General features: G+C 66.0%; 18 protein-coding genes. 5 read left to right on the forward strand and 13 right to left on the reverse strand.

Annotation, left to right across the window (positions count from 1 at the left end; genetic code table 11):
* Positions 1–67: 67 nt before the first annotated feature.
* The 3 genes from RQP53_RS02965 (at position 68) to RQP53_RS02975 (ending at position 7,185) form a co-directional block, all read left to right on the forward strand.
* Positions 68–1,813 carry a glycoside hydrolase family 19 protein gene (locus tag RQP53_RS02965; RefSeq protein WP_315648543.1) on the forward strand — a complete coding sequence of 582 codons (1,746 nt, stop codon included), beginning with the start codon at positions 68–70 and terminating at the stop codon, positions 1,811–1,813.
* Between the two features lie 132 nt (positions 1,814–1,945).
* Positions 1,946–5,101 carry a chitinase C-terminal domain-containing protein gene (locus RQP53_RS02970; protein ID WP_315648544.1) on the forward strand — a complete coding sequence of 1,052 codons (3,156 nt, stop codon included), beginning with the start codon at positions 1,946–1,948 and terminating at the stop codon, positions 5,099–5,101.
* Between the two features lie 47 nt (positions 5,102–5,148).
* The gene (locus RQP53_RS02975) at positions 5,149–7,185 is read left to right on the forward strand and encodes a glycosyl hydrolase family 18 protein (RefSeq protein ID WP_315648545.1); all 2,037 of its coding nucleotides are present in this window, start codon (positions 5,149–5,151) and stop codon (positions 7,183–7,185) included.
* On the opposite strand, the gene RQP53_RS02980 is transcribed toward RQP53_RS02975, so the two are convergent.
* Positions 7,166–8,305, reverse strand: a complete 1,140-nt coding sequence (locus tag RQP53_RS02980) for an NAD(P)/FAD-dependent oxidoreductase (RefSeq protein WP_315648546.1) — start codon at positions 8,303–8,305, stop codon at positions 7,166–7,168. The two genes, RQP53_RS02975 and RQP53_RS02980, sit on opposite strands and share 20 nt — an antisense overlap.
* A gap of 381 nt (positions 8,306–8,686) precedes the next feature.
* On the opposite strand from RQP53_RS02980, the gene RQP53_RS02985 reads away from it, so the two are divergent.
* Positions 8,687–9,616 (forward strand): response regulator, encoded by a 930-nt coding sequence (locus RQP53_RS02985; RefSeq protein ID WP_315648547.1) that lies wholly within the window; start codon positions 8,687–8,689, stop codon positions 9,614–9,616.
* Positions 9,617–9,748: 132 nt separating this feature from the next.
* On the opposite strand, the gene RQP53_RS02990 is transcribed toward RQP53_RS02985, so the two are convergent.
* The 10 genes from RQP53_RS02990 to murJ all read right to left on the reverse strand — a co-directional run bounded on the left by RQP53_RS02990 (position 9,749) and on the right by murJ (position 19,070).
* Positions 9,749–10,759 (reverse strand): inorganic phosphate transporter, encoded by a 1,011-nt coding sequence (locus tag RQP53_RS02990; protein WP_315648548.1) that lies wholly within the window; start codon positions 10,757–10,759, stop codon positions 9,749–9,751.
* 13 nt (positions 10,760–10,772) lie between these two features.
* Positions 10,773–11,420, reverse strand: a complete 648-nt coding sequence (locus RQP53_RS02995) for a DUF47 domain-containing protein (protein ID WP_315648549.1) — start codon at positions 11,418–11,420, stop codon at positions 10,773–10,775.
* Between the two features lie 147 nt (positions 11,421–11,567).
* A complete protein-coding gene (locus tag RQP53_RS03000; RefSeq protein ID WP_315648550.1) occupies positions 11,568–11,924 on the reverse strand; it encodes a DMT family protein in 357 nt (118 codons plus the stop codon).
* Complete coding sequence (gene folK, locus RQP53_RS03005) at positions 11,924–12,445, reverse strand: 2-amino-4-hydroxy-6-hydroxymethyldihydropteridine diphosphokinase (protein ID WP_315648551.1); 522 nt, start codon at positions 12,443–12,445, stop codon at positions 11,924–11,926. Before folK ends, RQP53_RS03000 begins: the two co-directional genes overlap by 1 nt.
* Before the next feature lie 38 nt (positions 12,446–12,483).
* Positions 12,484–14,094, reverse strand: a complete 1,611-nt coding sequence (pcnB, locus tag RQP53_RS03010) for a polynucleotide adenylyltransferase PcnB (RefSeq protein ID WP_315648552.1) — start codon at positions 14,092–14,094, stop codon at positions 12,484–12,486.
* A complete protein-coding gene (locus tag RQP53_RS03015) occupies positions 14,091–14,759 on the reverse strand; it encodes a histidinol-phosphatase (protein ID WP_315648553.1) in 669 nt (222 codons plus the stop codon). The genes pcnB and RQP53_RS03015 overlap by 4 nt, the downstream gene beginning before the upstream one ends.
* Positions 14,756–15,430 (reverse strand): HdaA/DnaA family protein, encoded by a 675-nt coding sequence (locus tag RQP53_RS03020; protein WP_315648554.1) that lies wholly within the window; start codon positions 15,428–15,430, stop codon positions 14,756–14,758. Before RQP53_RS03020 ends, RQP53_RS03015 begins: the two co-directional genes overlap by 4 nt.
* Positions 15,427–16,497, reverse strand: a complete 1,071-nt coding sequence (locus tag RQP53_RS03025; protein ID WP_315648555.1) for an AI-2E family transporter — start codon at positions 16,495–16,497, stop codon at positions 15,427–15,429. The genes RQP53_RS03020 and RQP53_RS03025 overlap by 4 nt, the downstream gene beginning before the upstream one ends.
* Positions 16,498–16,629: 132 nt before the next feature.
* Positions 16,630–17,499, reverse strand: a complete 870-nt coding sequence (locus RQP53_RS03030; RefSeq protein WP_315648556.1) for a SirB1 family protein — start codon at positions 17,497–17,499, stop codon at positions 16,630–16,632.
* An 8-nt stretch (positions 17,500–17,507) separates the two neighbouring features.
* The gene (gene murJ, locus RQP53_RS03035; RefSeq protein ID WP_315648557.1) at positions 17,508–19,070 is read right to left on the reverse strand and encodes a murein biosynthesis integral membrane protein MurJ; all 1,563 of its coding nucleotides are present in this window, start codon (positions 19,068–19,070) and stop codon (positions 17,508–17,510) included.
* A 287-nt stretch (positions 19,071–19,357) separates the two neighbouring features.
* Between murJ and rpsT the strand changes: the two genes are divergently transcribed.
* A complete protein-coding gene (gene rpsT, locus RQP53_RS03040; RefSeq protein ID WP_315649189.1) occupies positions 19,358–19,654 on the forward strand; it encodes a 30S ribosomal protein S20 in 297 nt (98 codons plus the stop codon).
* Between the two features lie 108 nt (positions 19,655–19,762).
* Here rpsT and RQP53_RS03045 read toward each other — a convergent pair whose 3' ends face one another.
* Positions 19,763–20,611 carry an alpha/beta fold hydrolase gene (locus RQP53_RS03045; RefSeq protein WP_315648558.1) on the reverse strand — a complete coding sequence of 283 codons (849 nt, stop codon included), beginning with the start codon at positions 20,609–20,611 and terminating at the stop codon, positions 19,763–19,765.
* Positions 20,608–21,657, reverse strand: coding sequence for a M14 family zinc carboxypeptidase (locus tag RQP53_RS03050; RefSeq protein WP_315648559.1), 1,050 nt, complete (start codon positions 21,655–21,657; stop codon positions 20,608–20,610). Before RQP53_RS03050 ends, RQP53_RS03045 begins: the two co-directional genes overlap by 4 nt.
* Positions 21,658–21,743 lie beyond the last annotated feature (86 nt).

The following is a 21,743-nucleotide window of genomic DNA, read 5'->3' on the forward strand; positions in this document are numbered from 1 at the left end:
GATCCGTATCAAAGAGAGAGACAGCCTCAGCGCTTAGCAGTTCGCGCTCTGGACGCAGGAGACGTTCATGGAGATTCGCGCAGTAAGCCCGCGCTGGCTTGGCCATGCCTTGCCCGCCGCCCCCGCCCACATCGGCCATGTCGGCCGTCGGGCAGCCCTCAGCAGCCATGTGTTGCTCGCCTTGAGTCTGGCCTTGGCCAGCCTGCCCGGCATGGCAGCGATCAATTGCAGCAGCCTGCCGGCCTGGTCGGCCGCCAACGCATACACCTCCGGCACCCAGGTGCAGGATGGCGGCAATGCCTATTCGGCCAATTGGTGGACGCAGAACCAGCCGCCGGCGAGCAACTCCGGCGCCTGGGCCGTCTGGAAGCCGCTGGGCGCCTGCGACAGCGGTGGCGGCAGCACCGGCGGCAACAAGCCGCCCGCCGCCGCCTTCGCTGCCACCGTGGACCGGCTCAGCATCAGCTTCGACGCCAGCGCCTCCAGCGATCCGGACGGTAGCGTCGCCAGCTACAGCTGGAACTTTGGCGACGGCAGCACTGGCAGCGGCGCCAAGCTCAGCCACAGTTACGCGGCCCCCGGCACCTATCCGGTCACGCTGACCGTCACCGACAACAAGGGCGCGACCGGCAGCAAGGCGGCGAGCTACACACTCGCTTCGGTCACCAAGGACCCGGCCACCGGCAAGTACCTGCTCAAGCAGGCCGATGTGCTGGCCACCGAAGCCGCGCTGACCAACACCGCGCTGTTCCGTGCCGTCAAGGCCTCGATCGCGACGCGCGACAACGCGGTCGTCACCGCCACCGCGCCGGGTCTGGCCAGCAATCCGGAAAACGTCAAGCGGGTCGAGCGGTTGCTGCCGGCCAGCCAGTGGGAGTTCCTGTTCCCGCTGCGCAACCCTTCCTATACCTACACCGGCTTGCTCCAGGCGATCGCCAAATTCGCCGGCGTCTGTGCGACGTACACCGACGGCCGCGACAGCGACGCCATCTGCCGCAAGACGCTGGCAACGATGTTCGCGCACTTCACCCAGGAGACCGGTGCCCACGATCCGAACAGCACCACGCCGCAGTGGCGCCAGGCGCTGTACTTCGTCCGTGAGTCCGGCTGCAGCGAAGACGGCTACGGCTGCCCCTACAACAACGAGTGTGCGCCAGGCACCTGGCAAAGCGCCGCCTGGCCCTGCGGCAAGGACGCGCAAGGCCGCTTCAAGCAGTACTTCGGTCGTGGCGCCAAGCAGCTGTCCTACAACTACAACTACGGCCCCTTCTCCGATGCGATGTACGGCGATGTGACGGTGCTGCTGAACAAACCCGAACTGGTCGCCGACACCTGGCTGAACCTGGCCTCGGCGGTGTTCTTCTTCACCTACCCGGCCTCGCCCAAGCCCAGCATGCTGCATGTGGTTGACGGTACCTGGCAACCCAACGCGGCCGACACCGCGGCCGGCATCAAGCCCGGCTTTGGCGCCACGACCAACATCATCAACGGTGGCATCGAATGCGGCCAAGGCGCCGAGAAGCCGCAGTCAGTCAATCGCATCGCCTACTACAAGGCCCATGCGGCAGCACTGAATGTGCCGATCGGCGCCAACGAGGAACTCGGCTGCGCCAATCAAAAGCCCTTCACCGTCAGCGGTGCCGGCGCACTGAACATCTACTGGGATCAGGACTGGTCCTATCACCCGGAGATGCCCGAAGGCAAGGCCTTCGCCTGCAAGCTGGTCGGCTACCAAACCGCCTACTTTGCCCTCAAGGCCGGCGACTACCAGCGCTGCGTCGTGAAGTACTTTGACGTCGTCGTGAAGCCTTAGCCAGGCGACGCGGCGCTCTCGCGCCCTCCGCTCCCCCAGCCGGCAAGACCTGCCCTGACCCGGCGCCCCAAAGGCGCCCCGGGGTCGGGTCTCGCTCATCCTCAGTCTCCTCCAACTCATCAAGAGGTTTCCATGCGAACCCGTCTCGTCTATGCGCTCGCCCTGACGGCCAGCGCCGGCCCTGCCCTGGCCTACAACTGCACCAACGTCGCCCCCTGGAACGCCAGCACGGCCTACAACGGCAGTGCCATCGTCAAGGACAACAACGTGGCCTACCAGGCCAAATGGTGGACCCAGAACGAAGTCCCGGCCACGCACAGCGGCCAGTGGGACGTCTGGAAGAACCTCGGCAACTGCGATGGCAGCGTCAATCAGCCGCCGGTGGCCAGCTTCACCAACAGCGCCAGCGGCCTGACTGTCAGCGTCAACGGCAGCGCCTCGAGCGACCCGGACGGCAGCATCGCCAGCTACGCCTGGAACTTCGGTGACAACAGCACAGCCAGCGGCGCCACCGCCAGCCACGCCTATGCCGCGGCCGGCACCTACACGATCACGCTGACCGTCACCGACAACAAGGGCGCGACCAACAGCAAGACAGCCAGCGTCACCGTCAGTGGCACGGCGGTCAACAAGCCGCCCGTCGCCAGCTTCACCAGCAGCGCCAGCGGCCTGACGCTGAGCGTCAACGGCAGCGGTTCCAGCGATCCGGACGGCACGATTGCCAGCTACGCCTGGAACTTCGGCGACAACACCAGCGGCAGCGGCGTCAGCACCAGCCACGCCTATGTGGCCGCCGGCACCTATACCGTGACGCTGACCGTCACCGACAACAAGGGCGCGACCAACGCCAAGAGCACCTCGGTGACCGTCAGCAGCACCAGCACCAACAAGCCGCCCACGGTGACACTGACCGCTCCGGGCAATAACAGCACGGCCAACGATGGCGACGTGCTGACGCTCAGCGCCAGCGCCAGCGATCCGGATGGCAGCGTTGCCAAGGTCAGCTTCTACGACAACGGTGCGCTGATTGCCGACGATGCCAGCAACCCTTACAGCGTCAGCTGGACGGCCAAGGCCGGCGTGCATGACCTCAGCGCCCGCGCCACCGACGACAAGGGCGCGACCAGCGATCTGGCCACCGCGCGCGTGACCGTCAACGGCGGCGTCGCCGGCGACGAGAAGTGCCGCCCCGAAGGCCTGTACACGACGCCGGGCACGACGCCGGCCTACTGCAAGGTCTATGACGCCAATGGCCGCGAGCTGATGGGGGCCGACAAGCCGCGCCGCATCATCGGCTACTTCACCAGCTGGCGCACCGGCAAGGACGGCACGCCCGCCTACCTGGCCAGCCAGATCCCCTGGGACAAGCTGACCCACATCAACTACGCCTTCGCCCATGTGGACGGCAGCAACAAGCTGTCGATCGGCAACACCGCCGACCCGAACAATGCCGCCACCGGCCTGACCTGGGCCGGCGTGGCCGGCGCCGAAATGGACGCGGGCTTTGCCTACAAAGGCCATTTCAACCTGCTGAACAAGTTCAAGAAGCAGTACCCGAATGTCAAGACGCTGATCTCGGTCGGCGGCTGGGCCGAAACCGGCGGCTACTTCGACGACAGCGGCAAGCGCGTGGCCAGCGGCGGTTTCTACACGATGACCACCAATGCCGATGGCAGTGCCAACACCGCCGGCATCAACACCTTCGCCGACTCGGCCGTGGCCTTCATCCGCCAGTACGGCTTCAATGGTGTTGACATCGACTACGAGTACGCCACCAGCATGAAGGACGCCGGCAACCCCGACGACTTCACGATCAGCAATGCGCGCCGCGCCAGCCTGATGAAGAACTTCGTCACGCTGATGCAGACGCTGCGCGCCAAGCTCGATGCCGCCGGCCAGGCCGACAGCAAGCACTACATGCTGACCGTCGCCGCCCCGGCCTCCGGCTATCTGCTGCGCGGCATGGAGACCTACCAGGTGACCCAGTACCTGGATTACGTCAACATGATGAGCTACGACCTGCACGGCGCCTGGAACCAATTCGTCGGCCCCAACGCGGCGCTGAACGACAAGGGTGACGATTCCGAACTGGTCGCCTGGAGCTACTACACCGCCAGCCAGTACGGCCGCATCGGCTACCTGAACACCGACTGGGCCTATCACTACTTCCGCGGCGCCCTGCCGGCCGGCCGCATCAATATCGGTGTGCCCTACTACACCCGCGGCTGGAAGGACGTGACGGGCGGCAGCAATGGCCTCTGGGGCACGGCCGCACAGACCGACCAGAGCAAGTGCCCTCCCGGCACCGGCGGCGGTACCGTACAGAAGTGCGGCGCCGGCGCGATCGGCCTGGACAATATCTGGCACGACCTCGACGTCTCCAGCAAGGAAGTGCCGGCCGGCTCCAACCCGCTGTGGCACACGATGAACCTGGCCGCCGGCAAGAGCGGCAGCTATATCGGCGCCTATGGCCTGAACCCGGCCACCAATCCGCAGGACCAGTTCGTCGGCAGCTACACCCGCTACTACGACAGCACCCTGGTCGCGCCGTGGCTGTGGAACGCGCAGAAGAAGGTCTTCCTGTCGATCGAGGACGAGCAATCGCTGGGCGCCAAGGCCCAGTGGGTGTCCGACCGCGGCATCGGCGGCGTGATGTTCTGGGAACTCGCCGGCGACTACGCCTACGACAACAGCAAGGCCGAGTACGGCATGGGCAGCACGCTGACCAATCTGCTCTACAACAAGTTCAAGACGGCCGCGCCCTATGGCAACCGGCTGGCGCAGAACTCCACGGCGACCATCCCCAGCGACACGATCGACATCCGGTTCGCCATCAGCGGCTTTGCACTCGGTGATGCGAACTACCCGATCAACCCGACGCTGACCGTCACCAACAAGAGCACGCAGACGCTGCCGGGCGGTACCGATTTCAGCTTCGACATTCCCACCGCGATTCCGGCTTCGCTGACCGACCAAAGCGGCTTTGGCCTCAAGGTCGTTACCGACGGTTCCAACCCCGGTGGTGGCAATGTGGGCGGGTTGAAGAACGACTTCCATCGCGCCGCCTTCAAGCTGCCGAGCTGGCAGACCCTGGCCCCCGGCGCCAGTGTCGCGATCAAGCTGAACTACTACCTGCCGATGCCGACGCCCAGCAACTGGGTCGTCAGCTTCGGCGGCAAGAGCTATGCGCTGACTCAGGAAAACCGCCGTACCACGACGACCAGCCTGGCTGCCACCAGCAGCGCCAATCGTGCCCGGGCTAGCAGCGTCAGCAAGGCCCAGCACTGAGTCCCCTGCCCTCCCTCCCTTCCTTCCTTCAAATGAGAGAGACAACGATGAAGTTCACACCTACCTTTGTCCAGCTGGCCGTCGCGGCCGGCTTCGGACTGGCCGGCTCACACGCCATGGCCTACAACTGCACCAACGTCGCCGCCTGGAATGCGGCGACCGCCTACAACGGCAGTGCCATCGTCAAGGACAACAACATTGCCTACCAGTCCAAATGGTGGACCCAGAATGAAGCCCCGGCCACCCACAGCGGTCAATGGGATGTCTGGAAGAACCTCGGCAACTGCGACATCACCAATACCGACACCACGCCGCCCACCGTGCCAGGCAGCCTGGCCGCCAGCGCCATCACCGCCAGCAGCATCACGCTGAGCTGGGCCGCCTCGACCGACGCCGGCAGCGGCGTTGCCGGCTACGACGTCTACCGCAACGGCACGCTGGTCGGCTCGCCGACCGGCACCAGCTATGTCGACAGCGGCCTGGCCGCCAACACCAGCTACAGCTACACGGTGCGCGCCAAGGACAAGGCCGGCAACAACTCGGCCCAGAGCAGCGCACTGAGCGCCAAGACCTCGGCCGCCGGCAGCTGCGCCGCCGCGCCGGCCACGCCGACCGGTCTGTCTGCCCCGTCCAAGTCCAGCACCGGTGTGAACCTGAGCTGGAACAGCGTCACCGCCGGCCCGAACTGCACCGTGCAGTACCGTGTGCTGCAGGGCAGCGCCCAGGCCGCCCAAGGCGCGGCCACGACGGCCAGCATCAATGGCCTGACGCCGGACACCGACTACAGCTTCAGCGTTCAGGCGGTCAACGAGGCGGGCGCCTCGCCGGCCACCCCGGCCCTGACGGTGCATACCGACAAGGCCACTGTCGGCGGCAAGAATGTGCTCGGCTATTTCGCGCAGTGGGGCATCTACGACCGCAAGTACTTCGTCAAGAACATCGATACCAGCGGCTCCGCCCCGCTGCTGACGCACATCAACTACGCCTTCGGCAATGTGCGCAACAACAAGTGCGAGGTCGGCCTGACGGTGCCGGTGAATGAAGACACGGGCGTGGGCGGCGACGCGTTTGCCGACTACACCAAGTCGATCGACGCCGCTGGCAGCATCGACGGCAAGGCCGACGCCTGGGATGCGCCGCTGCGCGGCAACTGGGGCCAGCTGAAGAAGCTCAAGGCCAAGTATCCGAAGCTCAAGGTGCTGATCTCGCTGGGTGGCTGGACCTACTCGCGCGGCTTCTCCGAGGCCGCCAAGCCTGAGAACCGTGTCGCCTTCGTCAAGAGCTGCGTCGACGCTTACATCAAGGGCGATCTGCCCAAGGTGGACTACGCCGGTGGCCCGGGCGCGCTGGCCGGCGTGTTCGACGGTATCGACATCGACTGGGAGTACCCGGCGGCCTGTGGCCTGTCCTGCGGCAAGCCGGAAGACACGGCCAACTTCACCGGTCTGCTGGCGGAGTTCCGCAAGCAGCTCGATGCGGTCAAGCCTGGACTGCTGCTGTCGATCGCCGCACCGGCTGGCGTGGACAAGATCCGCATGATCGAGCCCGACAAGTTCCACCCCTACCTGGACTTCATCAATGTGATGACCTACGACTTCCACGGCGGCTGGGAAGGCACCACGGGCTTCCACTCGCCGCTGTATGGCAATAGCAATGACCCCGGCACCGGTGATGTGAAGTTCTACAACACCGACGCTGCACTGCAGGCCTACCTGAACAAGGGCGTGCCTTCGAACAAGCTGCAGATCGGCATCGGCTTCTACGGCCGTGGCTGGACCGGTGTGGCCAACGTCGGCAACGGCCTGTACCAGAAGGGCACGGCCGCTCCGGGCAAGTACGAAAAGGGCATCGAGGACTACAAGATCCTCAAGACCCTGGGCTACCCAAGCTTCGTCGACCCGCAAAGCCGTGCGCAGTGGATCTACAACGGCACGACCTTCTGGAGCTTCGACACGCCGGCCCAGATCACCGAGAAGATGAGCTATGCCAAGTCCAAGGGCCTGGGTGGCGCTTTCTTCTGGGAGTTCAATGGTGACGACACCCAGGCCACGCTGCTCAAGGCGATCAGCAATGGCCTGAAGTAAGACCCAGCATCGCCAGCGTCGCGTCCGCCACGGCCAGGCTGCTGGTCAGGCCGGGCGACTCGATGCCCAGCAGATGCACCAGGCCCGGCACGCCATGCGTGCTTGGGCCCTGGATCAGAAAATCAGGGGCCGCCTCGTGCGGCCCCTTTATCTTTGGCCGCACGCCGCTATAGGCCGGCTGCAAGGCGCCGTCCGGCAGCCCTGGCCAATAGCGCCGCACATCGGCATAGAAGCCCTCGGCGCGGGTGGGGTCGACACCATAGTCGAGCTGAGACTCGTTCTCGATCTCCGGCAGCCACTGCGCATCCGGGCCGAAGCGGGCCTGCCCGGCCAGGTCCAGCGTCAGGTGCACGCCCAGCCAGGCGTCCTGCGGCAAGGGATAGATCAGCCGCGAAAACGGCGCCCGGCCGGCCAGCGCGAAATAGCTGCCCTTGCTGAACCAGGCCCTGGGCGCCAGCGCACGGCTCGGGCTGGCCGCCGCCAGCGCCGGTGCGCCAAGGCCGGTCGCGTTGACGATATGGCGGGCCGCCAGCAGCATCTCGCTGCCCTCTGTCGTCGTCATACGCAAGACCTGACCCTGGCCCTGGTCTTCAGCGATGGACAAGACCCGGGTTTGCAGGGCCAGCTGGCCGCCGGCCCGCTCCAGATCGCCTTGCAAGGCCAGCATCAGCCCGTGGCTGTCGACGATGCCGGTCGAGGGCGAGAGCAAGGCGGCACAGCAGCGCAGCTGCGGCTCCAGCGCCTGGGCCTCGGCGCCGCTCAGCCAGCGCAGGTCGTCAACACCATTGGCCTCGGCGCGGGCCTGCAGCTCACGCAGGCCGGCGAGCTGATCGTCGTCCGTTGCCACCACCAGCTTGCCGCAACGTTGGTGGGCCACGCCATGGCTGGCGCAAAGGGCATAGAGCTGGTCGCGGCCTTGCCGGCACAGTCTTGCCTTCAGCGAGCCGGGCGGATAGTAGAGACCGGCATGGATGACCTCGGAGTTGCGCCCGCTGACCCCCTGGCCGATGGCGCGTTCGCGCTCCAGCACCAGCGTTTCCAACCCAAGCAGTGCCAAGGCCCGCCCGCAGGCCAGGCCCAGCACACCGGCCCCAATCACCACCGCATCGACGCTGTCCATCGCGCGCATTGTGCCCGGGCTGTCGACTGTGCCTGCCGCGCCACGGCGTGGGCGCGGCCACCGCGCACAAAGTCACGCCAGCCCGGAATTGGCGGGCAGTCCCCGTGTTTTTCCGGGCATGGGCGCGCAAAGTCGGCGATGACACTCCGAGCCAAGCCAGCACACCACGAGCGGTCGGTGCGCTGGCGGCAGGACAGCCCCAAGATAGGGGCGGAACCGACGAGGATCGAGGCACGCACGCCCCAGCCCGGCCACAGCAGCCGGCGTCTGGGCGCAGCGGCCGGCTTGATTCGTAACGGGTTCACTGCGGTCAAGAAAGTGTGCCAGGGAGCATTTGGACGCGGCCTTTGATGCCGCCGCCCCGTGCCGACCGAAAGTGCCATGTCTCTCACCACCGCCACGCCCCCCGCCAGCTCAGCCGCCCGCCGCGTGCTGATCGTCGACGACAGCCGCGCCATCCAGTCCATCATCCGCCACGCCCTTGAATGCGGTGAGCTGGGCCCAATGCAGATCCAGACTGCCAACAACGGCGCCGAGGCACTGGACAAGGTGGCGCAGTTCAAGCCCGATCTGGTGTTGTCGGACTGGCATATGCCGGGCGTTTCCGGCATCGAGATGCTGCAGACCCTGCGCCAGACCGGCCATGCCGATATGGCGGTGGGCTTCGTCACCACCGAAACCAATCGCGAGCGCCTGAGCGAGGCCGAGATGAATGGCGCCGCCTTCATCCTCAACAAGCCTTTTGACGACAAGGCCCTCTGCCAGGCCGTCTCGCGCTCGCTGCAGAAGCGCCCTACAACTGTGACGTCCAAGCCCCCGGGCCATGGTCCGCAAGCGCTGGAGTCGATCAACCAGACCCAGCAGATGATGTTCGCCCACCTGGGCACCCGGCATTTCGACCTGCGCCGCGCCGAGGGCTTCAGCAACTTCGCCGAGTACCCGCAGTTCATTGCGCTGTACAGCAGCACCGGCCGCAAGAGCGTCTATGCGGTCGGCCTGCTGGACATCGCCGCCTGCTGTCTGATTGGCGGCATGGCCGAGGGCAGCAGCGCCGAACAGATCCAGCTGGCCACCCAAATCGCCCAACCGGCCGCCAAATGGCTGGATCACGCCAGCCGCTTCATGCGCGCGCTCGCACCGGTGCTGGTGAAGCGCAGCGCCAGCGACCAGCCCAGTCTCGGCGCCGCCCGGCTGACCCTGCAGCCCTTCGACAAGCTCGCGATGCTGCTGCAGCAGAACAATGGCCGCACCGAGCTGCGCCTGCATGTGCCCGGTTACGGCGAAGGTCGGCTGTGCTTCCTGCTGGTCTAGTGCAAAGAAATAGACCACAGAGACACGGAGTCACAGAGGAAACACAGAGTCAAAGTGCTCTGAATCTCTCTGTGTCTCCGTGGCTCTGTGGTCGGCTTGCATCTACCGGCCCTGCACCGGCAGCCGCCGGACTCAGAACATCGTGAAGCTGAGCCAGTAGCAAACGCCGGCGACGAAGGCCGAGGCAGGAATCGTGAAGATCCAGGCCCAGACGATATTGCCGGCCACGCCCCAGCGCACCGCCGAGGCGCGCTGCACCGAGCCCACGCCAACAATGGCGCCGGTGATGGTGTGCGTGGTCGACACCGGCACGCCCAGCGCGGTGGCCAGGAACAGCGTCAGCGCACCACCGGTTTCCGCGCAGAAACCGCCGACCGGCTTGAGCTTGGTGATCTTCTGACCCATGGTGCGCACAATGCGCCAGCCCCCGAACATCGTGCCGCAGCCAATGGCCAGATAGCAGGCCCAGATCACCCAGGACGGCGGTGCCTTGTCGGCCGCCGCGGCATAGCCCGAGGCCACCAACAGCATCCAGATGATGCCGATGGTCTTTTGTGCATCGTTGCCGCCATGACCCAGGCTGTACAGGCCGGCCGAGACCAGCTGCAAGCGGCGGAACCAGTTGTCGACCTTCAGCGGCGAGCTGCGGCGGAACAACCAGGCGACGATGACCATCATCAGGGAGCCCAGCAGGAAACCCAGCAGCGGCGACAGGAAGATGAACAGCACCGTCTTGCCGACGCCGGCAGCAACCAGCGAACCGGCCCCCGCCTTGGCAATCACCGCACCGACGATGCCACCGATCAGCGCATGCGAGGAGCTCGACGGGATGCCATACCACCAGGTGATCACATTCCAGGCGATCGCGCCGATCAGCGCCCCAAAGATCACGTGGTGATCAACGATGCCGGGATCGACGATGCCCTTGCCGATGGTGGCCGCCACCTTGAGCTGGAAGAAGGCCACCGCGATGACGTTGAAGAAGGCCGCAAACAGCACCGCCTGCTGCGGCTTGAGCACACCGGTGGAGACCACCGTGGCGATGGAGTTGGCCGCGTCGTGAAAGCCGTTCATGAAGTCGAACATCACGGCCAGCACGACCAGCACGGCCACGACCCAGAACGCTACCTGAACCGATTGCATTGCTGGCGCCCGCTCAGGAGTTCTCGAGGACGATGCCCTCGATCAGGTTGGCGACGTCCTCGCAGCGGTCCGAGATCGATTCCAGCTGCTCGTAGATGGCCTTCAGCTTGATCAGCTCGCGCACATCCTCCTGCTCACGGAACAGCTTGGACATGGCCGAGCGCATCACCCGGTCGGCATCGGATTCGAGCTTGTCGATCTCTTCGCAGGTCTTGATCGCCGCTTCGGCCGTCTGCGGCTGGCTCAGCTTGGACAGCAGCGACACCGCATGCTGAACGCGCTCGCAGCAGCGCGCCGACAGCTCGCCCAGGCGCAGCACCTCCTCGGGAATGCTGCGCACATCGTAGAGCTGCATGGTCTCGGTGGAATCCTGCAGCAGGTCCAGGATGTCGTCCATCGCATTGATCAGGCCGTGGATCTGCTCGCGGTCGATCGGCGTGATGAAGGTGCGATGCAGCAGGCGGTTGACCTCAGCGGTCACGCGATCGGCATGGTGCTCGGCAGCATCGACCTCGGCGGCGTACTTCTCACGCAGGCCGGGATCGGCATAGTTCTGGATCATGGCCATGAAGGCCCGCGCGCCTTCGGCGATCTTGTCGCCATGCTCGTTGAAGAGTTCGAAAAAATTGCCCTCGCGGGGCAGCAGCTTGCCAAACAGCATGAGTTCTCCTGACGGAACAAGCAGGCCGCAGCCACTCGATCCAACAACGCAATTTCAAATAATTGTCATCGCCGCGTCATGCGGCACGGGCAGGAGTGTAAATGCGAGCAGCGCACAACAGTAGGCCGGGGGCCTCAAAAAGCTGGCTCAGGCACCGCGGAAGATGAAGTACACGGCGCCCATCAGGCACAGGCCGGCCCAGATGAAGTCGGTGCGAAAGCCCTGCCCCATATAGAGCATCGAGAAGGGCACGAAGACCGCCAGCGTCACAACTTCCTGGGTGATCTTCAGCTGCGCCAGCGTGAAACCACCTTCGTTGCCGATGCGGTTGGCCGGCACTTGCAAGAGGTACTCGAACAGCGCAATGCCCCAGCTGAGCAACGCGGCAATCCACCAGGGCTTGGCCGACAGGTTCTTCAGATGCCCATACCAGGCAAAGGTCATGAAGACATTGGACAGCAAGAGCAGTACGACGGTCTGCCATCCAGCGGTGAAATTGATCATCACGGCGCCTCCTGCATCATCAAGGGAAGTCCATCGTCGCGCTGCAGCCGCTGATCTGCGACATCGACCAGGCAGTCGTGCAGCTTGCGGCCATCAGCCAGTTCAAGCGTGGCAAGACCTGGCCCCAGCTCCAGCAAAGGCAGCAGCACGAAGGCGCGCTGGTGCAGCCGCGGGTGAGGCAAGCTCAGCCGCGGGTGTTCGAGGCAGAGCTCGCCGTAAAGCAGAAGATCCAGATCCAGCGTGCGTGGCGCATTGCGATACGGGCGCTGGCGGCCGTGCTCCTGCTCGATGGCCTGCAAGGCATCAAGCAGCTGCAGCGGCTCAAGCGCGGTCTGCAGCCGGCAGACGGCGTTCAGGAAATCCGGGCCGCTGGCCTCGATGGGCGCGCTGCGCCAGGCCGAAGAGCAGTCGAGCAACCGGATGCCGGGCAGCGCCGCCAAGGCGTGCAGCGCGGCCTGCAGGGTGGCCCGGGTGTCGCCCAGATTGGCGCCCAGGCCGACAAAGGCCACCGTCTGCCTCATCGCTGCGTCATCGCTGGTTCAACGGCGCGTGGCGCGAATCAGGCGCCTTCGCCAGAGCCGCCGGCGCTGCCGGAGCCAGTCGAAACGCTCCCAGCGCCGCCCTTGGCGCCCGAGGGCTTGCGGCGGCGGCGGCGTTTCTTGGCCGGGGCTGCATCGCCCTCACCCGTGCCTTCGCCGTCAGCGATCAGCGGGCGGCTCTGGCGCTCAGCAGACCCGCCGGGCTGGCCGGTCACGGCCCCCTGCCTGACCTGGTGGACCTTGCTGCCGCGGCGCTGCTTGTCGGCCTCACGGGCGGCGTCCAGCAAGGCGCGGCGTTCCTCGTCGCTGCCCAGGGCAAAGTCTTCCCACCAGTCGACCAGGCTCATCTCGACCTCGCCGACCTCGGCGCGCAGCAGCAGAAAGTCGAAGCCGGCGCGGTAGCGCGGCTGCTCGACCAGGCTGAAGGGCCCATTACCGCTGCGGCGGTCAAAGCGCGGCTGCATCATCCAGATCTCGCGCATATCGGCGGCCAGCTTGCCACGGCCCGAGATGTCGCCGACACGGGCATCAAAGACCTGGTCAATCGCCTGCTGCAGCGCCGGCACCGGCGCTTCGCCGGCGTCGCGCAGCTGCGCCCAGCGGCCTTGCACCTCGTGCCAGAGCATGGTGGCCAGCATGAAGCTGGGCGCCACGCTGCGACCTTCGGCGACACGCAGATCGGTGTCCTCCAGCGCACGGCGGACGAAGTCGCCACGCGGGCCGGCCGGCAGTTCGCCGCGCTCGTCGAGCACCGCATCAAGAATCGGGAACACGCCGCGGGCCATGCCCTGCTTGCGCAGCTCCTCCAGGCTGGCCAGCGAGTGGCCGGTCTGCAAGAGCTTGATCATCTCGTCAAACATCCGCGAGATCGGCACATTGGCCAGCAGCGGCACACAGGCCTTGACCGGTGCGCGCGTCTTGGGCTCCAGCTCGAAGCCCAGCTTGGCGGCAAAGCGCACGGCACGCAGGATGCGCACCGGGTCTTCCTTGTAGCGGGTCTCCGGGTCGCCAATCATGCGCAGCACGCGCTTCTTGGCGTCGGCCAGGCCGCCGTGATAGTCCACCACCAGCTGGCGCTGCGGGTCGTAGTACATCGCGTTGACGGTGAAGTCGCGCCGTGCCGCATCTTCGATCTGCGGGCCCCAGACGTTGTCGCGCAACACCCGGCCGCTGGCATCGACCACATGGCTCTTGCCCGCCAGCTCTTCCTTCGAAGTCTTCTCATTGCCGGCCACCTGCTCGGCCGACTCATTGGCCAGCAGCGCGCGGAAGGTCGAGACCTCGATCACCTCATGCTCGCGGCCTCGGCCGTAGACCACATGGACGATGCGAAAGCGCCGGCCAATGATGAAGGCGCGGCGGAACAGGCCCTTGACCTGTTCCGGCGTCGCATTGGTGGCCACGTCAAAATCCTTGGGCCGGCGGCCCAGCAGCAGATCGCGCACCGCGCCACCGACGATGAAGGCCTCGAAGCCGGCATCGGTCAGCGTGCGCACGACGCGAACGCCGCGCTCATCGAGCAGGTTCGGATCGATGCCATGCTGCTCGACGCCAATCTCCACCCGCTTGCCCAGCGGCGAGGCGGCCTTGGCCGGCTTGCCCAGCAGCTTGTCTATGAATTTCTTGATCATGCGAAGAGTTTCAAAATTGGCCAACCACGCGCCTGGGCCACAGCCTCCAGCGCCGGCGTCGGATTGGTCGCCACCGGATGGCTGACCAGTTCCAGCAGGGGCAAGTCGTTCATCGAGTCGCTGTAGAAGCTGACCCGCTCGAAGTCTGCCATGCGGTGTCCCAGGCCGCTCAGCCAGTCATTCACACGCAACACCTTGCCGGCCTGAAAGGACGGCACGCCACGCACGGTGCCCAGATAGCGCCCCGATGCATCGCGCTGCAGTTGCACCGCCAGCAGATGCTCGACCCCGAAGGCCTTGGCAATCGGCTCGGTCACGAATTCATTGGTGGCCGTGACGATGGCCACCAGGTCGCCAGCGTCCTGATGCTGGCGCAGCAAAGCCCGCGCATTGTCGCCCATCAGCGGCGCCATCACTTCCTGCATGAAGCGCTCGCGCATGGCCAGCGCCTCGGGCAGCGGCCGCGAGCGCCAGACCGAGGTGGCGAAATCGACGTATTCATCCAGATCCAGGCGCCCTTCCTGGTACTGGCGGTAGAAGTCATCGTTGCGGGCTCGCCATTGCTCGCCATCGGCCCAGCCGATGTCGACCATGAAGCCGCCAAACGCGTGGTCCGAGTCGTTCGGGATCAGCGTCCCGTCAAGGTCGAAAAGGGCCAGATTCATCCCGTCATTCCTTCATCAGCGAGCATCTGGCGCAAGAGCGGCACGGTGACCGCGCGCTTGTTGGCCAGCGCAAATTCATCCAGCCTGTCGAGCAGGCGCATCAGGTGCTTGAGGTCGCGGGCGAAGCGGGTGAGCAGATAGTCCATCACCTCGTCGGCCAGCGCGATGCCGCGGCGGTCGGCCTCGCGGCGCAGCGCCGCACGCATCTCGGCCTCGCCCAAGGGCCGCAGCTCAAAGGTCGGCCCCCAGCCCAGGCGGGTGCGCAAGTCCTCGCGCAGATCCAGGTCGACCGGCGGCGCCACGCCGGTGGCCACCACCGCCAGGCCATGGGTCGCGGCCTCGACAAAAAGCGTGAAGGCAGCGCGCTGCTGGCCCAGATCGAAGCGGTCGCAATCGTCCAGCAGCAAGAGGCTGGGCTGGGCGGGGAGTTCCCAGGGCAAGGGGGTGTCGGCGTCATACCAGCCCACCTGCGCGCCCGCGGCCTGCCAGGCCTGGGCCAGGGCCTTCAGCACATGGGTCTTGCCGCAGCCGGCGCCGCCCCAAAGAAAAACCGGCGGCGAATTCGCCGTCAGGCCTTGCAGATAGGCCAGCGCCTGCGTGTTCGCGCCAGGCAGCAGGTTGTCGAAGGAGAAGACCGGTTCGGGACCGAGGGACAGCGGAATCTGCTTCAAGAACGGGAACCCTTGTACAGCGGGCTGGCCAGATAGAGATCACGGACGCGACGGCCGGCAACCACACCCAGCGCCGACACCGGCAAGGCGATCAGCACGCCGAGAAAACCGAACAGATGGCCAAAGGCCAGCAGCGCAAAGATCACCATCAGCGGCGACAGGCCGATGCGTTCGCCGACCAGGCGCGGCGTCAGCACAAAGCCCTCGATCAGCTGACCGAGGCCATAGACCACCGCCACTGCGATCAGGCCGTACAGGCTGGCAAATTGCAGCACGCCGGCCAGCAGCGCCAGCACCAGGCCCAGGCCAAAGCCCAGATAGGGAATGAAGACGGCCAGGCCGGTGAACACGCCGACCGGCAGCGCCAGGTCGAAGCCGGCCAGCAAAAGAGCCACGCTGTAATACACCGCCAGCAGCAGCATCACCAGCAATTGACCGCGCAGATACTGGCCCAGCATCAGGTCGCACTCGGCCAGAAAGCCGCCCACCGGCTCGCGCAGGCGCGGCGGCACCATGCCCCAGGCCCGGCTGATCAGCTGCGGCCAGTCATGCAGCAGATAGAAGAGCACCACCGGCAGGAGCACGGCATTGCCAACGATGGCCAGCACAAAGCTGCCACCGATGCGGGCCGAATTCAGCGCGGTGGCCAGCCAGTCTTCCAGGTTCGCATCGAGGTACTTCAGCACAAAGGCCTTGATGCTGGCGGTGTCCAGCGCGACCTGAACGCCATGCTGCTGCAGCCAGGGCACCAGCGTCTTGTTCAGCGCCGTGGCCAGGATGGGAATCTGCTCGCGCAGCAGCGGCAGCTCCTTGCTGAGAATCGGTACGACCAGCAAGAGCAGCGCCAGCAGCAAGAGCACCGCCACGCTCTCGACCAGCAGTACCGCCAGCACCCGCGGCAGGCCCCGGCGGGCCAGCGCATTGACCGGCGGCGCCAGCGCATAGGCCAGCACCGCGGCAGCGACAAAGGGCGACAGCACCGGCGCCAGCAGCCAGATGAGGAACAGACACAGCAGCGCCAGGCCGGTCCAGGCCAGCGCTTGACGTTGAGGATTGCTGAGCTTCATCGGTAGGAGTGCTGCCGCAAGTGGCGTCGTGAGGCCGTGAGGGTCGTGTGCAGAGCAAAGCCGAACCTTGCCCTGACCAGGGTGGCGGGATTCTAGTGTCAGGTCGAAGGGCCGCCATCGAAGGGCGTGCCATCAATGCAGCGCCGCCCCACCCTGGCTGCGCAGCCAGGCGATTTTTTCCTGCAGTAGCGCCGCATCCGCCACCTCGGGCCGGCGCTGCAGATAGTCGGCATAGTCGGCTGCCGCTGCCGCGTGTTGCCCCAAGGCCTCAAAGGCCGCGGCGCGATCGCGCAGCTCTTCAAATTCCTCCGGCAAGAGCAGCAGCAGGCGGTGCTGCACCGCCAGCAGGGCGGCCCAGTGCTCGGCACTGCGGTGAATTTCCTTCAGATTGCGCAGCATCCGGGCCAGCACCTGGCGCGGGCTGGCGTTTTGCAGGAACAAGGCCAGCGGCAACTCCTGCGGGTCGTCGATGCCGGCCCGCTCCCGGTAGGGCTGCAGATAGCCTTCCAGCGCGTCGCGGCTGAGCGATTGGCCGCTGAAGGGGTCAAGGATGACGTCGCCTTGCGCCAGCTGCAGCTTGATCAGGAAATGGCCGGGAAACGAGACGCCACAGGCACGCAGGCCCAGTTGCTGGGCCAGCTCGAGGTAGATCACCGACAGGCTGATCGGTATGCCCCGCCGGGTGCGCAGCACCTGATGGATATAGGAATTGCTGGCCGCGTAGTAATCATTGACGTTGCCGGCGAAGCCCAGCTCCTGATGGAAGTACTGGTTCAGCGCGCGCAGCTTGTGCAAGGCCGCCGCATCGGCCGGCAGCCGGCGGCGCAAGGTCAGCGCCAGCGCATCGACCTCGGCCAGCACCTGCTGCACATCCAGGCGCGGCTCAGCATCCTGCGCAATCGACGCGGCGGCCTCGAGCAGATTCAGGCTGCCATCGTCGGCGACCAGGCTAGCGAAATACTGCAGCGCCGAGGGCGGCCGCAGGGGCAGGTGCGCACTCATGCCTACATTCAAGCGCGGCGAGCGAACTGGCGCAAGTTCAGGCCCAGCGCCATCAGCACCGCAAAGTAGACCAGCGCCGAAGCCGCCAGCGACAGCGCCATCCAGCCGGCGCGCAGGCCCTCATGGTGGACCATGCCGACCCAGTCCAGGCGCTGCGCCAGCTGATGCTGCAAGGCCCCCATGGCCACGCAGGCGGCCAGCACCCGCAGGCCAAAACCGGCCCAGCCGGGCGCAGGCTTGTAGACATCCAGGCGGCGCAAGCCCCAGAGCAGCCAGCTGGCATTGACCAGCGCGCCGACGCCGATCGACAGCGCCAGGCCGGCCACGCCCACCCAGGGCACAAAGACCAGGTTCATCAGCTGGGTCAGCACCAGCACGGTGATGGCAATCTTGGCCGGCGTACCCGTATCCTGGCGGGCATAAAAGCCGGGCGCCAGCACCTTCACCGCAATCAAGCCGATCAGCCCCACGCCCCAGCCCATCACCGAGCGCGCCGTGGCCGCCACGTCGGCCGCGGCAAAGGCGCCGCGCTGGTACAGCACCGCCACCAGCGGCTCGGCAAACACCAGCAGGGCCACTGCGCAAGGCAGGGCCAAGAGCACCGCCATGCGCAGGCCCCAGTCCAGCAGCGCCGAATACTGCTCGCCATCGTTCTTGGCCTGCGCGGCCGAGAGCTGCGGCGTCAGCAACACGCCCAGGGCGACGCCGAGCAGACCCATCGGAAACTCCATCAGCCGGTCGGCATAGTTCAGCCAGGAGGTGGCGCCCTCGCCGATATGGCTGGAGATCTGCGTATTGATCATCAGCGAGATCTGCGACACGCCGACGCCCAGCAAGGCCGGGCCCATCTGGCGCAGGATCTGACCCACGCCCACATGAGCGCGAGCTTGGCGCAGGCCGGTCAGCGTCAATCCAATACGCGGCAGCAGGCCCACCCGCGCCAGCGCCGGCAGCTGGATGGCCAGCTGGGCCAGGCCGCCGACCGTGACGCCGATCGCCATTGCATAGATGCCGGGATAGCCCCAGCGTTCGATCAGCGGCGCCAGCCACAGCCCGGCAACGATGGAGCTGAGGTTCAGCAGCACCGGTGTCGCCGCTGGCACCACGAAGCGCCGCCAGGTGTTCAAGATGCCGGCCGACAGCGCCACCAGCGACATGCAGCCGATATAGGGGAAAGTCCAGCGCGTCATCACCACGGCGGCCTCGCGGCCATGGGCCGGCATGCCGGCACCCAGGGCCCAGACCAGCAGCGGCGCGCCGATGATGCCCAGCACGCAGGTCAGCAGCAGCACCCAGACCAGCACCGTGGCCACGGCGTCCACCAGCCGGTGCGTGGCCTCGTCACCCTCGGTGGCACGGGTCGCCGCCAGCACCGGCACAAAGGCCTGCGAAAAGGCCCCTTCGGCAAACAGCCGGCGAAACAGATTGGGAATGCGAAAGGCGACCAAAAAGGCGTCGGTCATCGCGTTGGCGCCGAACAGGCCGGCCACCAATTGCTCACGAACCAGGCCGGTGATGCGCGACAGCAGAGTCAGGATGGAAATCGTCGAGGCAGCGCGCAGCAGATTCATGAAGCTTGAGATTCGGCAGAATTCGAAAAAAGGCGGCAGCAGGCACAGCAGGGCCGCAGCTGCCCGCACTGGAGGAAGACGGAGACGTCAGCGCGCCGGGCACATCGCGACTCCTGCACACCTTCACCCGCAAGCAATGCCTTCCGCAGCAGCACGCTGGCCAGCGACATACCCCGGACGGGACAGTCGAGCGGCATTATCAGCGTCCAAACACGCAACGGGATTTTGTTTTCCTGTCACATCAGTGCTATACTCGCGGTCTTTGCACCAACTGGATTACTCAAAAAATGGCAAGCTCTTCCAAAGCCAAGAAGAAAACCGTCCGTTTGGCATCGGGCCGCAAGCGCGCCCGCCAGGACGTCAAGCTCAACGCCGCCAACACGGCGCTGCGTTCCAAATTCCGCACGGTCGTCAAGAACGTGCAAAAGGCCGTGGTTGCCGGCGACAAGACCAAGGCTGCTGAGCTGTTCAAGGCTGCTCAAGCCGTGATCGACTCGGTCGCTGACAAGGGCATCTTCCACAAGAACAAGGCTGCTCGCCACAAGAGCCGTCTGTCCGCCAAGATCAAGGCACTGGCTGCCTAAACAACCAGTCTCGGTGCAAAGCAACAAGGCCCGCGTCAGCGGGCCTTTTGCATTTCCGAAGACCTGCTCAGCGCACCGACGCCAAGCCGTACCAACAGCCGCAGCGCCTCACTCCGGCTGGCGAACAAAGGGCTGGGTGCGATCCGGCAAGGAGGCCGGCTCCGTCGGCAGGTAGGCCAGGTGCTCGCGTGCCTTCAGCCACTCCAGCACCGCATTGACCACCCAGGGGCCATCGTCCAGCGGCAGATCGTGGCCGGCACTGGTGTGCAGGCGCAGCGGAATTCCCCAGGCACGGCTCAGATGCTGAGAGCAGCGCCAATCGACCAAGCCGTCAGCCTGGCTGCACAGCAGCAGCATCGGCGCCGACGGCCGCCGACGGCTGGCCCGGTAGCGCGCCGCCGCCAGCAACTGGCGCAAGGCATTGCGCCCGCTGACCGGCCGCTTCTTCTGCACCTCAACCCAGCGGTCGAGCAGCGGTTCGGCCTGCTCGACCAGGCGCGTGGTCAGCGCCAGCACCTTGGCCTCGCGCCAGCGTGAACCGGCGCGCCAGAACGCCATCATCAGCAGCGACCAGTAGTTGCTCGGCCGCAAGCGGCGGAAGAAGGGGCTGAACGGGCTCAGGCTGGTGTTGATCAGCACCGCCGCCTCGATCTCGTTCGGAAAACGCATCGCCCAGTCGGCCGCCACCATCGCGCCCAGCGACATCGACAGCAGATGGATGGGCCCGCTGACACCGGCGCGGGCCAGCTGATCACGACAGGCGTCGACCATCTCCGGCACCGAGCCGGGGCTCGGCTGCTTGTACAGGCGCCCATTGCCGGGCAGGTCCAGCATCATCACCCGCACCGTCGGTTGCAGCGCCTGCAGGCGATTCAGCAGGAGTTGCGGGAACTGGCCCCAATGGCCACTCTCACGCGTCAACCCACGCAGCAAGACCCAAGTCGGCGCCCCGCTCATGCCTGCTCCCGGCGGCGGCGGTACCACCGCGTCAGCGCCAGTTCGCGGTGGCGCTCGCGGGCCTCGCCCTGCGGCAGCCAGGCTTCGGCACTGCTGGCGGCGCGCGCGCAGAAATCCAGCCAGGCGATGTGCCGGCGCAGCACACGCTGCTGGCGGTGACCGATCAGCGGATTGAAGATGCCGTCGCGCGAGAACAGCTGGCGCGGATTCTTCTTGACCCACAGCCAGGAACCCATCTCCAGCGTCAGCGGCAGCAGCATCGTGCCGGGCAGCGCACTGGCGCGGCGGTAGAGGTGATCCCAGATATCGCCATGAGTCAGGTACTGACGGCTCTGCGGCTCAAAGACATAGCGATGCTGGGCGTGAGTCTGATCCATGATGTCGCACAGCGCATGGATCTCGGCCAGATGCTCCAGCGGTTGTGCGGTATGCGCGTAAGGGAACCAGATTCTGTCATTGAATCCAAAGCCCGAATGGCAGTCGATCGACAAGGCGAATCGATGGGCCAGCAGTTCTTCTTCGACCAAGCCGCACAGCGCCTGGTTCTCGGCCTCCATGGCGGCGCCGGCCTCGCCCCGATACCAGGGCAGCCGCGCACTCAGGCGCTGGCCGCCAATCAGCAATGGCACACCCGCCGCAGCTTCCACCGGCGCATTGCGCATCAGGTCCACGCCGCGCGGATTGGCGCGGGTACCCTGCCACAGGCCGCCTGGGTTGACCAGGGGCATGAAGACCATGCGCAGTGATTCGAGCTGGGTCTGCAGCGTCTTGTCCCAGCGCAGGCGCATCACCAAACTGCCCAGATAGGCCAGCACCACCTGCGCGCCGATGCGCTCCAGCCCATGGACACCGCCAAAAAGCCCGATGGCCGGCACGGCGGGGTCCGGATTGCCCAGTGTTACCGCCAGCACGGGAAAACGCTGCTCGCCTGTATCCACCTGGCACAGCTGGCGCGCCTGCAGATGATGCGCGCCGAGCTGGATCAGACGCTCCAGCTCATTGATTTCGGCCAGCGACGAGAGGGCATCACCCGGGGTGAGGGACATCGATAGAGGACTTCCAGGAAGTCGCACAGCATAGCGGCCCGCCCTGCCGGGCTGCCATCACGTCTGGCGATTAGCGTGCGCATTAG

This window comes from Roseateles aquae, from assembly GCF_032337115.1.
Lineage (GTDB): Bacteria > Pseudomonadota > Gammaproteobacteria > Burkholderiales > Burkholderiaceae_C > Roseateles_C > Roseateles_C aquae.